General features: G+C 68.9%; 13 protein-coding genes. 5 read left to right on the top strand and 8 right to left on the bottom strand.

The window, feature by feature from the left end:
* The first annotated feature begins 83 nt into the window (after positions 1-83).
* Positions 84-1,316, top strand: a complete 1,233-nt coding sequence (hmgA, locus tag B4589_RS10190; protein ID WP_079234168.1) for a hydroxymethylglutaryl-CoA reductase (NADPH) — start codon at positions 84-86, stop codon at positions 1,314-1,316.
* Positions 1,317-1,629: 313 nt separating this feature from the next.
* On the opposite strand, the gene B4589_RS10185 is transcribed toward hmgA, so the two are convergent.
* On the bottom strand, positions 1,630-2,145 hold the full coding sequence (locus B4589_RS10185; RefSeq protein ID WP_079234166.1) for a DUF5817 domain-containing protein: 516 nt from the start codon (positions 2,143-2,145) through the stop codon (positions 1,630-1,632).
* 96 nt (positions 2,146-2,241) lie between these two features.
* On the opposite strand from B4589_RS10185, the gene B4589_RS10180 reads away from it, so the two are divergent.
* Both B4589_RS10180 and B4589_RS10175 read left to right on the top strand, forming a co-directional pair.
* Positions 2,242-3,075: an NAD(P)-dependent oxidoreductase gene (locus B4589_RS10180; protein WP_079234165.1), complete on the top strand. Its 834-nt coding sequence runs from the start codon at positions 2,242-2,244 to the stop codon at positions 3,073-3,075.
* 583 nt (positions 3,076-3,658) lie between these two features.
* Positions 3,659-4,000 carry a cupin domain-containing protein gene (locus B4589_RS10175; RefSeq protein WP_079234164.1) on the top strand — a complete coding sequence of 114 codons (342 nt, stop codon included), beginning with the start codon at positions 3,659-3,661 and terminating at the stop codon, positions 3,998-4,000.
* Positions 4,001-4,052: 52 nt separating this feature from the next.
* On the opposite strand, the gene icd is transcribed toward B4589_RS10175, so the two are convergent.
* Entirely contained in the window at positions 4,053-5,324 is a 1,272-nt protein-coding gene (gene icd, locus B4589_RS10170) for an isocitrate dehydrogenase (NADP(+)) (RefSeq protein WP_079234163.1), read from the bottom strand.
* A 126-nt stretch (positions 5,325-5,450) separates the two neighbouring features.
* Here icd and B4589_RS10165 point away from each other — a divergent pair, with 126 nt between their 5' ends.
* Both B4589_RS10165 and map read left to right on the top strand, forming a co-directional pair.
* Positions 5,451-6,299 carry an isoaspartyl peptidase/L-asparaginase gene (locus B4589_RS10165; RefSeq protein WP_079234162.1) on the top strand — a complete coding sequence of 283 codons (849 nt, stop codon included), beginning with the start codon at positions 5,451-5,453 and terminating at the stop codon, positions 6,297-6,299.
* Positions 6,300-6,380: 81 nt separating this feature from the next.
* Positions 6,381-7,286, top strand: a complete 906-nt coding sequence (gene map / locus B4589_RS10160) for a type II methionyl aminopeptidase (protein ID WP_079234161.1) — start codon at positions 6,381-6,383, stop codon at positions 7,284-7,286.
* Positions 7,287-7,572: 286 nt separating this feature from the next.
* Here the strand turns inward: map and B4589_RS10155 are convergent, their stop codons facing one another.
* From B4589_RS10155 to B4589_RS10135, 6 genes are all read right to left on the bottom strand, one after another.
* Positions 7,573-7,773: a hypothetical protein gene (locus B4589_RS10155; protein WP_079234160.1), complete on the bottom strand. Its 201-nt coding sequence runs from the start codon at positions 7,771-7,773 to the stop codon at positions 7,573-7,575.
* Positions 7,774-7,953: 180 nt separating this feature from the next.
* Positions 7,954-10,140 (bottom strand): ATP-dependent DNA helicase, encoded by a 2,187-nt coding sequence (locus tag B4589_RS10150; RefSeq protein WP_079234159.1) that lies wholly within the window; start codon positions 10,138-10,140, stop codon positions 7,954-7,956.
* A 409-nt stretch (positions 10,141-10,549) separates the two neighbouring features.
* The gene (locus B4589_RS18195) at positions 10,550-10,675 is read right to left on the bottom strand and encodes a hypothetical protein (protein WP_255246073.1); all 126 of its coding nucleotides are present in this window, start codon (positions 10,673-10,675) and stop codon (positions 10,550-10,552) included.
* Between the two features lie 47 nt (positions 10,676-10,722).
* Positions 10,723-11,337 carry a dolichol kinase gene (locus B4589_RS10145; protein ID WP_079234158.1) on the bottom strand — a complete coding sequence of 205 codons (615 nt, stop codon included), beginning with the start codon at positions 11,335-11,337 and terminating at the stop codon, positions 10,723-10,725.
* Positions 11,334-13,133 carry a glycine--tRNA ligase gene (gene glyS, locus B4589_RS10140; RefSeq protein ID WP_079234157.1) on the bottom strand — a complete coding sequence of 600 codons (1,800 nt, stop codon included), beginning with the start codon at positions 13,131-13,133 and terminating at the stop codon, positions 11,334-11,336. Before glyS ends, B4589_RS10145 begins: the two co-directional genes overlap by 4 nt.
* A complete protein-coding gene (locus tag B4589_RS10135) occupies positions 13,133-13,990 on the bottom strand; it encodes a CBS domain-containing protein (protein ID WP_079235214.1) in 858 nt (285 codons plus the stop codon). Before B4589_RS10135 ends, glyS begins: the two co-directional genes overlap by 1 nt.
* Between the last annotated feature and the right edge of the window lie 109 nt (positions 13,991-14,099).

Genomic DNA, 14,099 nt, shown 5'->3' with positions numbered 1-14,099 from the left:
TTCTGTCGGCGACGCTGCCACCCACATCGGCAACCCCGCCACGGATCGGTAACGGTTTGCCCGCGCCACCGGAACCCCGAGCCATGACCGACCGCGTCGACGCCGACGCCGCCGAATCGCTCGCCGCGCGGGTCGAGAGCGGCGACCTGCGGCTGTACGAACTCGAGGACCACGCCGACGCCGACACCGCCGCCGCAGCCCGGCGGCTGGTCGTCGAGAACCACTCCGACGCCGAACTGGAGACGACCGGCGAGTACAGCTTCCCGGCCGACGAGGCGGCGGGCAGCAACATCGAGAACATGATCGGCGCCGCCCAGATCCCGATGGGCGTCGCCGGCCCCGTTACCATCGACGGCGGCGCGTTCGAGGGCGAGACGTACCTCCCGCTGGCGACCACCGAGGGCGCGCTGCTGGCCTCCGTCAATCGCGGGCTGTCGGTCATCGACGACGCCGGCGGCGCGACGGCCCGCGTGACGAAGCAGGGGATGACCCGCGCGCCCGTGTTCCGGACGAGCGGGATCGCCGAGTCACAGGCGCTCGCGGAGTGGGTCCGGGAGAACACCGACACGCTCCGGGAGGCCGCGGAGTCGACCACGAGCCACGGGAAACTGCTCGACGTGACGCCGTACGTCGTCGGCGACAACGTGTTCCTGCGGTTCCGCTACGACACCGCCGACGCGATGGGGATGAACATGGCCACCATCGCGACCGGCGAGGCCTGCGACGTGATCGAGGCCGAGACCGACGCCTCCCTGGTCGCGCTCTCGGGGAACCTCTGTACGGACAAGAAGCCCGCCGCGATCAACGCCGTCGAGGGGCGCGGGCGCAGCGTCACCGCGGAGGTGCTGCTCCCCCGAGAGTTCGTTGAGGAGACGCTGAAGACGACGCCCGAGGCGGTCGCGGAGGTGAACACACGCAAGAACCTGATCGGCAGCGCGAAGGCGGGCAGTCTGGGGTTCAACGCGCAAGTCGCGAACGTCGTCGCCGCGATCTATCTCGCGACCGGGCAGGACGCCGCCCAGGTCGTCGAGGGGAGCAACGGGATCGTCTCCGTCGAGGCGCGGGAGGACGGGCTGTACGCCGCGGTCTCGCTCGCGTCGATCGAAGTGGGGACGGTCGGCGGCGGGACGAAGCTCCCGACGCAGTCCGAGGGGCTGGACGTGCTGGGGATCCGCGGCGGTGGGGATCCGGCGGGCTCGAACGCCGACGCGCTCGCGGAGTGTGTCGCGACGGGGGCGCTCGCGGGTGAGTTGTCGCTGCTGTCGGCGCTGGCGTCGCGCAATCTGTCGAGTGCGCACGCCGAGTTGGGTCGGTAGGTGATCGGGTAAGCCTCTGTTTTGGAAGCGGAACGTGATCGGTAGACAGCAACCGCGACAGCAACAGCAGCTCGGTCGTTGACTACTTGCGACCGCACCGCTCCGTGGCCACCCCTCCCCAGCCGACTCACTCGCTGACGCTCGTTCGTCCTCCGAGAGAGCAAGCTCTCTCGTGCCCTCGCTCGTTCCACTCGCGAAGACCTCGCGCGCTCGTTCGTGCACGGAGGCGTCGTGCGGGCGACCCACGCGTCGCCCGCACTGCCAGCGAGACCTTCGGTCTCGCCCTGCTCACGTCACGCGCCACCGCGAACCGCTACACCAACCGCAACTCCCCGCCGGACTGGATCACTTCCCCCTGCCGACGGAGCTTCTCCAGCAGTTTCTCCGCCGCCCCCCGCGGAACGCCGTCCTCGACGGCCCGCTCGATGATCTCCGCCTCGGTGCCACCCTCTCGAACCGCGTCGCGGACCTTCTCGTCCCGACTCCGCGAGGGTTCCTGGGTGGTGTCGCCCACGTCCTGCACTTCGTCGGGGTCGATGCCGGACTGTTCGAGGTAGTCGCGCTCGGACAGGCCGCTCTCCTCGACGCGCTCTTCGAGTTCGGAGACGTGGGCCACGTCGTCGAACGCGGCGCTATCGCCGTGTTTCTTCGCGAGGAGTGCTGCGCGGGCTTCCCGGGCGGCCTCGCGGTCGTCGGTCTCGTAGAAGCGGTTGAGCTTCTTCGTCTGGTGGCGGCGGCCACATTTGGGGCAGGTCGCGGAGTCGCTCTCGCGAGGGTCCGTGAGCAGCCAGTAGGTGCCACACTCGGTGCAGCCGACGACCGCATACATGGCCGGAGGTGGTGCGCTATCGGGTATGAATCCTCCGCTCGCCGCGGGTCGTCGGGCCATCCCGACCCTTATCTCGGTCTCCGCCCACCTCCGGGTATGCGCGTGCTGGTCACTGGCTCGGAGGGTCGCGTCGCCTCGGGAATCAAGCAGCAGTTGGACACGGCAGAGTCGGATCACGAGTTCGTCTACCTCGACCGCGAGGACGCCCCGGACGTGGACCACGTCGCCGACATCTCGTCGTACGAGGCGATCCGCCCGGCGTTCGACGGCGTGGACGCGGTGGTCAACCTCGCCGCCAACCCCTCGGTCTCGGCGTCGTGGGAGTCCGTCGAGCGGAGCAACCTCGTCGGGACCCGGAACGTGCTCGAAGCCGCCGCGGACGCCGAGGTGGAGCGCGTGCTGTTCGCCTCCTCGATCCACGCCGCCGGGATGTGGGAGGAGGAGGGCAAGCCCGACGTGTACGAACTCGACGACGACACGACCGTCACCGTCGACGACGACGAGCGGCCGGACTCCTACTACGGTGTCTCGAAGGCGTACGGCGAGGATCTGGGTCGGTACTACGTGGAACAGCGTGAGTACCCGAAGCGCTTCTACGCCGCCCGGATCGCGAGCGTTCGGACGGGCCCCTACGACAACCCCTACGGCGACGCGGAGCGGGGTGTCGAGCGTGGGGATTGGGAGCGCGGGAGCGAGGCGTACACGGAGCAGGTCAAGCGGCTGAAGGGAACGTGGCTCTCGCTGCGTGACTGGGCGCAGTTGGTGGATCTCTGTTTGACCGACGAGGAGACCGAGTTCGGGATCTTCTTCGCGACGAGCGACAACCCCCGGAGCTGGTTCGATCTGGAGCACACGAAGGAGCTTCTGGGGTACGAGCCGCGGGATTCGGCGAGTGACTGGCAGTCGCCGCCGTCTGAGTTGTTGGAGTGAGTGGGTTCGCGCGATTCGATTCCCGGGTTTTCTCGAGTGGGTGTTCGTCGGGACCGCACAGCAACCGCGAACGCGACCGCGGAGCGAGCATGACTACTTGTGACTGCAGGGTGCCGGGCACGAGGCCCGGCACAGCATGGAGTCCCCACCCCTCCCCCCGCGGGCGTCGACGAGAATCGGAGATTCTCGTCTGCCAACCAGAACGCGGAGCGTTCTGGTGACGCCGACCGTCGGCGCCGGCGAGGCGTCCACCGCCACCGCACCACGGTCGCTGTCGGCGCGAAGCGTTCGCGTCGACGGACGCGAACCGAGCGCGAGGGACGAGTGAGCGACCAGCGGGAGCGAACGAGTCGGTTGGGGAGGTCTGTGGGCTGTGCGGGGCGGTGCGGTCACAAGTGGTCATGCTTCGAGATGCTGTTGCGGTTGCCGTCGCAGTAGCCACGCGTCGAGATGCTGTTGCTGTCGCGGTCGTCGTTCCAGTCGTGAACCGCCAGGACTCCGCTCACAACAACGAACCGAGCGATCCACCAAACGAATAGCCGGGAACTCAGGAACTATACGCCTCGCCGCGCCACACACCCACATGGACATCTACACACCGAACGACGACGATTTCGTCGAAGCCGTCGACGACGTCCACCTCACGATCGGCGCCAGCGGCGACGAAACGAGCGTCCAACATTTCCGCATCGAACCCGGCGCCGAGGTCCCCTCCCACAGCCACCACCACGAACAGGCCGGCCTGATCACGCAGGGCGAACTCACGTTCGTGCTCGAAAACGGCGAGGAGATGGTCGTCGGCGCTGGCGAGTCCTACACCCTGCTCGGCGACGAGGTCCACGCCGCGGAGAACCGGGGCGACGAGACCGTCGTCGGGATCGACGTGTTCGCCCCGCCGCGGACCGACCCCGACTGGGCGGAGTAGCGACTGGCGGGCGAGCAGCGAAAGAACGCAGAGCAGAGGGAGAGAGCTGGCTCTACGAGAGCTCCTCGATGTTCTCCACGACCGCCTCGGCGTACTCGTCGGTCGAGAGCTTCCGGGCGTCGTCGCGGTGGCGCTCGATGTCGTACGTCACGTCGCCCTCGGAGATGGTCTTCTCGACGGCGTCGCGGATCAGCTGGCCGGTGTCCTCCCAGCCGATGTGTTCGAACATCAGGCGGCCGGAGAGGATGAGCGCGGTCGGGTTCGCCTTGTTCTGGCCGGCGTTCTTCGGCGAGGAGCCGTGGACCGGTTCGGCGAGCACGCGACCGTCGCCGAAGTTGGCCCCCGGCGCGATGCCGAGGCCGCCGATCTGGGCGCCCGCGGCGTCGGAGAGGTAGTCGCCGTTGAGGTTCGGCATCGCCAGCACGTCGTACTCCTCGGGACGGAGCTGCATCCACTGCAGCATCGCGTCGGCGAGGCGCTCGTCGACCATGACGGCGTCCTCGGGGATGTCGACCTCACCCTCCGACTCCCAGAGCGAGTCCGGGGCGGCGAAGACCTCGTCGTCGGAGTACTCCTCCTCGGCGACCTCCATCCCCCACTCGCCGAACTGGCCCTCGGTGAACTTCATGATGTTCCCCTTGTGGACCAGCGTGACCTTGTCGCGGTCGTTCTCGATGGCGTAGTCGATCGCCTCGCGGACGAGGCGCTTCGAGCCCTTCTCGGTGATCGGCTTGATGCCGATGCCGACGGGACCGTCGTGGATCGTCTCGTCGAACCCCATCTCCTGCTCGACGAAGTCGCGGACCTGCTCGACCTCGTCGGTGCCGGCCTCCCACTCGATGCCGGCGTACACGTCCTCGGTGTTCTCCCGGAACGTGACCATGTTCATGGCCTCGGGGTTCTTCATCGGCGACGGCGCGCCGTCGAGGTAGTAGGTGGGCCGGACGTTCGCGTACAGGTCGAGCGTCTGGCGCAGCGCGACGTTCAGCGAGCGGAAGCCCGCCCCGACGGGCGTCGTCAGCGGCCCCTTGATCGCGACGCGGTGCTCGCGGATCGCCTCGACCGTCTCGTCGGGGAGGTTCTCGCCGTACTTCTCGCGGGCGGTCTCGCCGGCGTAGACGCGCATCCAGTTCACGTCGCGGCCGGTCGCCTCGGCGGCGGCGGTCAGCACTTTCTGCGCCGCGGGGCCGACCTCCTTCCCGATCCCGTCTCCGTGGATGAACGGGATAACGGGGTTGTTCGGCACGTCGAGCTCGCCGGTCTCCTCGTCGGCGAGCGTGATCTTCGACCCCGACTCGGGGGGTTCGATGTGCTCGTAGCTCATAGCGGGTGGAACGTCTCACAGCGGGACCAAATGCTTGCCGTTCTCCGTGGCAGAGGGAGACGCCCCGTTCCGGCGTCCGCGACCGGTTCCCGTGGATTCATGCGCCCCGGCGACACCAATCCCGCCATGCGAATCATCGTCCACGGCGGCGCCGGGAGCGAGCCCGACGAGCCCGAACCGCGACAGGCAGTGCTCGACGACGCCGCGGAAGCGGGCGCGACCGAGTCCGACCCCGTCGACGCCGTCGAGGCGGCGGTGAACGTGCTCGAAGCCTCGGACCGCTTCAACGCGGGCTACGGGGGTGCGGTCCAGTCCGACGGCCGGGTCCGGACCGACGCCGGCCTGATGACCTCGGATCGGGAGACCGGCGCTGTCGCGAGCATGGACGGCGTGCAGGAGGCGATCTCCGCCGCGCGGGTCGTGATGGAGGAGACTCCCCACATCTTCGTGAGCGGCGAGCACGCGGTCGATCTCGCAGCGGAGTTCGGCGTCGAGACCGGCGTGGAACTCCTGACGCCCGAGAAGCGCGAGGAGTACGCTGACGAGAGCCCGCCGGAAGCGGGGCCGAAAGCCCACCTCGACTGGCTCGAGGAGCGCTTCGGCGGCCACGACACGGTCGGTGCCGTCGCGTTCGAGGACGGGGAGTTCGCCGCCGCGACCTCGACGGGCGGGCGCTCGTGGGCGCTCGCAGGGCGCGTGGGTGACGTACCACAGGTGGGCTCGGGGTTCTACTGCACGCCCGCCGGCGGCGCCTCCGCGACGGGTGCGGGCGAGGAGATCGCGAAGGTGACGCTGAGCCAGCGCGCGGTCGACAAGCTGGAGGCCGGCGCCGACGCAGAGACGGCAGCTGCCGACGCGATCGCGGAGTTCGACGAGCTCACGGGCTCCTCGGCGGGCGTGATCGTCTGCGGCGAGAACGGGACGGGCGCGGCGTTCAACTCCGACGGGATGCAGACGAGCACCGCGACGCGGTAGGCCGCGTTCACCCACGAACGCTCCTCGCCACGCCCGTCGTTGTCGGAACCTCTTTCCCCAACACAGGCGAACCGAACAGCCATGAGCTACGGCGATCTGCGCGAGGAGGCGGTGGAGAAGCACCACGAGGCCGGCGAGATCCTCGTCGAGGTGATGCAGGAGGCGAGGGAGCTGGTCGAGCCCGGGACGACCCACCTCGACGTGGCCGAGACCGCGGAGGAGCGCATCGTCGAACTCGGCGGGGAGCCGGCGTTCCCGGTCAACATCAGCATCGACCACGAGGCCTCCCACGCGACCCCGGAGGCCGACGACGAGACCGTCTTCGGCGAGGACGACATGGTGTGTCTCGACATCGGCGTCCACGTCGACGGCTACATCGCCGACGCGGCCGTCACCGTCGACTTCTCGGACAGCGACGAACTGGTCGAGGCCGCCGAGCAGGCGCTCGACGCCGCGCTGGACGAGGTCGAAGCCGGCGCCGAGGTCGGCGTCGTCGGGGGGGCGATCGAGGACGTGATCGACGGCTACGGCTACTCGCCGGTGCTCAACCTCTCGGGCCACGGGCTCGAACGCTACGACGCCCACACGGGGCCGTCGATCCCGAACCGCGGCGTGGACCGCTCCGCCGAACTGCAGGCCGGGCAGGTGATCGCCATCGAGCCGTTCGCCACCGACGGCAGCGGGAAGGTCGGCGAGGGGAGCCACGAGCAGATCTTCGAACTCCAGGAGGAGCGCTCGGTCCGTGACCGCGCCGCGCGACAGGCGATGGAACAGATCACCTCGGAGTTCGACGGCCTCCCGTTCGCCCAACGGTGGCTCGACAGCCCCCGGCCGGCGATGGCGCTGCGCCGGCTGAAAGCCGACGGGGCGATCACGGGCTACCCCGTACTGCAGGAGGACGAAGGGCGACTGGTCTCGCAGGCCGAGCACAGCCTGATCGTGACCGAGGACGGGTACGAACTGTTGACCGACGGGCTGTTCGGGTAGCGCGAGGTGGGAAAACGCCGAGTGGAACGAGGCGGCAAACCACCTCGAAACGTGAGGCGGTGAGCGGAGCGAACCGCCGAGCGGGTGGTGCGGTCTGCATCGGCCGGGAAAACGCCGAGTGGAACGAGGCGGCAAACCGCCTCGAAGCGAGCGGGTTCGCGACGTTCTTCCGTTCAGTCGTCACTACCGACCTAGAAAAACGACGAAAGAGGCGTCGTTCCGACGCAAACCGGCCGTGCAACGTCGACGGGCCCCCACGCCCGCTCGACGGCCACTCAGCCGGTAGTTAGGCGTTGTTCATCCGCGTCGCCGACTCAGACTCACAGGTCTGGCAGACGGCCACGCGGTACGGCTCCCTGGAGAACTCCGAGTTCTCCTGTTGATCGCTCTCGGTCCGGATCTCGACCCGGACGTCGTGGAGCGTCTCCCCGCCACAGTCCGCACAGTTCTCCCGAACGCTGTCTGGGTCGGAGGGTTGAGTGGCCATGCGCCCCCCACTACTCGGAGGAGTCTGATAAAGCCGGCGCTGAACGCACTGACAGGACCGCACGGATCGGCCGTCGAGGCGGCCGACCTCGACCGGTGCCAATCCGAGTGTCTGCCCAGCGTCTGACGCCTGTAGCTGAGACATACCGTAGGGAATGGATATACGTTTCGGCCGTGGCGATCAGGGCCGCGGCCGCTCGCCGTCGTACGCGCCCAGGTCGCCGTAGAAGTTCAGCAGCCCGAACTTCAGCTTCTCGGGGTTCATGTCGATGAGTTCGTCGCGCTCCTCCTCGGGGAACGTGTCCCGGACGGAGTACCGACCCATGTCCGCCCGGGTGTAGCGCTTGTCCGCGAGCACGCGCACGCCGAAGTCGTCCGGCGAGCGGATCACGCGCCCCAGCGCCTGCCGGGTCTTGCGGATCGTCGGGATCTCGACCGCGTAGCGCCAGCCCGCGTCGTCGCGGCCGCCGTAGGCGCGGTCGTACGCGTCCTGAACGGCCTCCAGCCGGTCGTCGACGTGCGGGTAGGGGACGCCGACGACCGCGACCGTCCGGGCGTCGTCGCCGTCGAAGCTCACCCCCTCCGCGAGCGTCCCCCACAGCGAGGTGAACAGCGCCGCGTTCTCGCCCTCGACGAACCGCTCCCGCTGCTCCTCCGTGTCGACATCCGGACCGTCGAGCACGAGCGTGGCGTCGCCCCCGTCCGCGTCGCCGACCGGCTGGCCCGACCCGCCGAGTCGGCCGTAGTAGCGCTCGGCCTCGCTGTAAGAGGGGAAAAAGAGCAGCGTGTTCCCCGGCGTGAACTCCACGACGTCGGAGACGAGCGACGCGACCGACTCCTGGACCTCGGGGTCGCTCCGATCGTTCGCGAACAGCGCGGGCGTCCCCGCGGTGTACGTGCGGCGGCGGTCCTCGGGGTACTCCAGCCCGTACGCCATCGTCACGGGGTCGTCCAGTCCCAGTACGTCGGCGGCGACGTCGAACGGGCGCAGGGTCGCGGACATGAGGACGCTCGCGTACACCTCGTCGAACAGCGCCTCGGTCACGCGCCGGGGGATGCAGGTGTACAGTTCGGCGCGGCCGTAGACCTCCTCGGTGCCGGCGTCCCGGCGGACCGAGACCACGGGATACTGGCCGAGTTGGGCGTTCTCCTCCATCCACGTCGCGAGGAAGCGCGCGGCGGCGAGCGTGGAACTCTCGGCGCGGGAGGTCGCCTCGCCGTTCTTGTACGCCTCCTCGTACTCCTCGTCGATGGTCTCGCCCAACTGGACCGCGAGTTCGGTCTCGGTGTCGATCCCGCGGCCCTCGTAGTTCCGGAGGAAGGCGAGCGTGAGGTCGTCCCGGGCGTCGTCGTTGGCGATGGGCACGTCCGACCAGTTCTCGTCGACCTGCTCGCGTTCGCCGAACGCGAACCCGTCCTCGTACACCTCGACCAGCGCGTCGCGGAACGCCCGGAGCACGTTCTCGGCGGCGTCGGCACGGGAGTCGTCCCGGCCGTCGAGTTCGTCGAGCGCGCCGTCGAGCGTGTTCTCGGTGAGGCTCCGGCTGGCGTGGTCCCGCGCGGCGGACTCGATGTTGTGGGCCTCGTCGAACACCGTCACCACGCGCTCGGGCTCGCGGTCCAGCCACCGGAAGAACTGCTCGCGGATGTTGGGGTCGAGCAGGTGGTGGTAGTTACAGACCACCAGATCGACCGCCTCCATCCCCTCCTTCAGCAGTTCGTAGCCACAGAGGTTCTCCCGCTCGGCGTACTTGTAGATCTCCTCGGGGGTCCGGACGTCGTCGTAGAGCCACTCGTAGAACGCCTCGTTGTCGCCGAGCAGGTTGTTGCGGTAGTGCTCGCAGATGTTGGCGCTCTCGACGTCCTCGATGCGTTCCTCGACTTCGTCGAGTTCCTCCATCACCGCCTCGCGGCGCTGGGCCGCGGCGGCGTCGCCCTCGCGGCTGGCGTCGAGCAGTTCGCGCTGCTGCTGTTCGAGTTCCTGCTTCTCAGCCTGGTCCTCGACGAGTTCGCGGGTCGTGTCCCGGAGGGTCTGGCACTCCTGGTAGTCGACGCCGATGTGACACATCGACGATTTCCCCTTGAACACGACCGCGCGGATCTCCTCCTCCTCGTTGATCGCGCGGGCCTCCTCGACGAACTGGCGCATCTGCTGGTGGACGTTGGTCGTGATGACGACGGTGCGGTCCTCCTGTCGGGCGTGTTCGATCGCCGGCACGAGCGCCGAGAGCGTCTTACCCGTCCCTGGCGCGCCCTCGAACAGCACGTCGTCGCCGTCGTCGAGCGCGGCGGCGATGCGGGTCATCGCCTCGCCCTGGTTTGGGTAGGGGCTGTCGTACGGGAAGAACCGTCGCGTCGTCTCTGCCACTACCGGGGATGGGGCGTTCTCGGGCAAAAAGTCTCGGGCGGGAGACGGGGAAACGCGAGGGAGCGAAGCGACCGAGCGGCAAACCGTCTCCAACCGTGAACGGCGAGCGCAGCGAGCCGTGAGCAGGGGCGAGACTGGGAAACTCCGACCGCAGGGAGGAAGCAAACAGTCTCGTACGCGAGCGGGGAACGAAGTGACCCGCGAGCCGGGGTGAGGTCGGGAAACGCCGAGCGAAGCGAGGAGGTAAACGACCTCGTGAACACGCGTCAGACTGGACACGCGGTCTCCCCGACCCGAAAACCGAAAGACGAACGACTACCGAACACAGCCACACCACCCAACGTTCAAAAAGGTCGCTCGGGAACTCCCCGTGGGCTCGGTCCTCACACCCCTTCGTTTCGACTGGAGATCAGTCGACCAGCTCGAGCAGGAGTTCGAGCGACTCACCCTCGCTCTGGAGCAGGGCGTAGAGGATCCCCAGCACCACGAGCAGTACGATCGCGACGATCAGGATCTCGACCAGTCCGATCTCCATGGCTGACGCGGTGTTCGCGGTCGACATTGAAGGGCGTGGTGGCCGACTCAGAACCCCAGCGCCGCGTTCAGCCCCGGACCAACGGCGACGAACACGAGCGTGATTCCCAGCGCGGCCGCCGGGGGGATGGAGGCGTTGTCGTCGACCACGAAGCCGGCGATCACCGGCGTCAGCCCATCGGCGAGCGTCGCGCCCGCGGCGCCCGCGGCGGCGGCGGCGACGCCGACCGGGACCACGGCGACCGCGGTCGTAAACGGCGCCGCGAGCGCGAAGCAGACGAGGAACATCACGCCGAGCACGCCCGCCTGCTTGGCGCTCCCGGCGTCGTTGTCACCGAGGTAGCCCGAGACGGGGTCGCCGATGATCAGCATCAGCATCCCGGGCAGCGCGACCGCGGGGGCGAAGACGAACGCCACCGCCGTCTGGGAGTAGGCGTACAGCGCGTACCCCGCGACGTTATTACGTTCGTACTCGCGGGCGAGCGTGTCGAACAGCGGCCACTCGTAGTCGAGCACGAGTCGGACGAACTCGAGCGCCGAGACGGCGACGGAGAGCGCCACGAGCAGGAGGCGGACCGCCGGCCAGTCGACCGCGCCCAGCAGGTACAGCGCCGGGATCCCCACCCCGGTCGCGTGCACGCCGCGGCGCCCGAGTTCGCTCATTCGTCGGCTGTCTCGACGGTCTCGTACCGGCTCAGCAGGGCCTCGAAGTCGGCATCGCCGTCACGCAGCGCCTCGAGCTGGCCGACCAGCTCGCCGACCGGGATGCGGGCCTGTGCGCCCGTGTCGCGGTCCCGCAGGGTGACCGTCGTGGGGTCGTCCTCCAGCCCGTCGCGGTCGACCGTGACACAGAACGGCGTGCCGACCTCGTCCTGCCGGCGGTAGCGCCGGCCGATCGAGCCCGAGTCGTCCCGGGTGGCGTCGAAGCCGGCCGAGCGAAGCGTCGAGACGACCTCGCTCGCGGTGTCGAGCAGCGGTTCGTGGTTGCTGACCAGCGGGAACACCGCCACGTCCGTCGGCGCCATCTCGGGGGCGAGCGAGAGGAAGTCACGCGGCTCGCCGCCGAGCTCGTCGCGCTGGAGCCCGTGGTCGATCAGCGTGTACACCGTGCGGTCCACGCCGAAGGAGGGTTCGATCACGTGGGGCGTGATGTGCTCGCCGGCCTCGGTCTCCTCGACGATCTCGAAGTTCGCCACGTCGGTGTCGACGGTGTACTCCTCGCCGTCGACCGCGACGGCCACGTCGTCGTCGTGGAACGCGTCGGGGTCGCGCTCCGCCAGCTCCTCGAGCGCCTCGGCGACCGCGCCGGCGTCGCCGCCGAACTCGGGGCCGAGCGTCGACATGTCCGGGTCGACCGTCGACCGCTCGACTGTGCGCGGCTCGTCGTACTGCTTGAACACGGTGAAGCTCTCGCCGCTGGCTTCGGCGTGTTTCGAGAGGTCGTAGTCGCTCCGGGTCGAGAAGCCGGCGATCTCGATCCAGTCGCCGCCGGCGCTCTCGATCTTCGCCTCGGCGTCCCAGCAGTCCGCGGCGTAGTGGGCGCGCTCGCCCGGGAGATGCTGGCGGAACCGGAGCTGGTCGGTGTCGACGCCGATGCGTTCGTACCACTCCTGGGCGACGCCGAGGTAGTAGGCGACCCAGTCGGAAGCGACGACGTTCTCCTCGACCGCCTCGGCGACGGTGAGCTCCTGATACCCCGCCTCGGGCGGCGCGTCCTCGGCCTGCTCGGGCGCGGCGTAGAGCCGGAGTTCGACGTCTTCGACTTTCTCGAGGTCGGGCTCGTCGGTCTCGGGGTCGACGAACTGCTCCAGTTCGGCCTGGGTGAGTTCGCGCACCCGGATCAGGCCGCGGCGGGGCGAGATCTCGTTGCGGTACGCCGGGCCGATCTGGGTGACGCCGAAGGGAAGCTTCCCGCGGGCGTACTCCTTCAGCCGCGGGAACTCCACGAAGATGCCCTGGGCGGTCTCGGGCCGGAGGTAGCCGGGCTGGCCCGAGCCGGGGCCGATGCTCGTCTCGAACATGAGGTTGAACTCCTCGACCTCCTGGCCGCCGAGTTCGGCGCCACAGGCCGGGCAGGTGAGCTCGTGTTCGGCGATGAGCTCCGCGACCTCCTCGGTCCCGAGCGCCTCGGCGTCCTCGAGGTCGGTCGCGTCCTCGACGAGGTGGTCCGCGCGATGGGACTCGCCACACTCGGGGCACTCGACGAGCATGTCGTCGAACGTGTCGAGGTGGCCCGACGCCTCGAAGACGGGTTCGGGCATCACCGTCGGCGCGGCGATCTCCTCGTTGTCCTCCTTGAGCGCGAAGCGGTCGCGCCAGGCGGCTTCGACGTTGCGCTTCAGCGCCGCGCCCTCCGGGCCGAACGTGTAGAAGCCGGCGGCGCCGCCGTACGCCTCCGCGGCCGCGAAGAAGAAGCCGCGGCGCTTGGCGAGCTCCGTGACGTCGGCGTGGTGGGACATCAGATCGCCTCCAGCAGGTGGACGTCCCGGAGCACGCCGGCGAGTTCGCCGCCGCTGACGACCGGGATCTGCTCGATGTCGTTGGTGATCATGAGCTGTGCGGCCTCGACCGCGGACTTGCGCTTCGAGACGGTCACCACGTCCTCGGTCATGAACGCCGAAGTCGGCTCGCCGGGGAACTCGACGTTCCGCGTGGGGACGTAGCGGTTGCCGACGGCCTTCACGCTCTCCCACTTCCAGTCCTCGTCGTCGCCGGCCATCGAGGCGCCGGCGTCCTCCTCGCCCTCGACGATCTCGGCGACGGCGACGATGTCGGCCTCGGTGAGCATCCCCGTCATCTCGGCGTCGTCGTCGAGCACGACCGTGTAGGGCACGTCTGCGAGGCCGATCTCGCGCTCCGCCACCGGGAGCGGCGTGCCGGCGTAGGTCGTGTTGACCGTCCCGTTACTGAGGTCGTCCACCACCGCGTCGGTGCCGACCTCCTCGCGGGCGAGCGCGCGGATCACGTCCGTGATCGTGATGATCCCGACGAGCGTGTCGTCGTCGTCGACCTCGACGACGGGGACTCGACGCGTGCCGGCGTCGAGCATCAGCGCCGCGACGTCGTGCAGCGTCGCGTCGGCGGTCGTCGTCGGGACCTCGCGCATCAACAGCGCGAGGTCGTCCTCGTCGGGGTGTTCGATCAGGTCGTCCCGGGAGACCAGCCCCCGGTAGCGCTCGCCCTCGTCGGTTTCGCGGACGACCGGCACGGAGGAGAACTCCCGCTCCTGCAGGTACTCGAGAGCGTCGTCACGCGAGCCCGGGAGCGAGACGGTCACGAGCTCTTCCGCGGGCGTCATGGCGTCGGCTATCTTCATGCGGTCCACTTCTCTTGGGCCCCTCTTGTACTCTGCGAAGGTGTGCGCGGCGTTGGCGGGGGCGTACTCGAAGGTATTCGCGGTAGTAGCAATCGCGTACTCCGAAGGT

This window comes from Halolamina sp. CBA1230, assembly GCF_002025255.2.
Lineage (GTDB): Archaea > Halobacteriota > Halobacteria > Halobacteriales > Haloferacaceae > Halolamina.
Note: the sequence above shows the minus strand (reverse complement) of the source record. Positions and strands in the feature narration are given on the sequence as shown.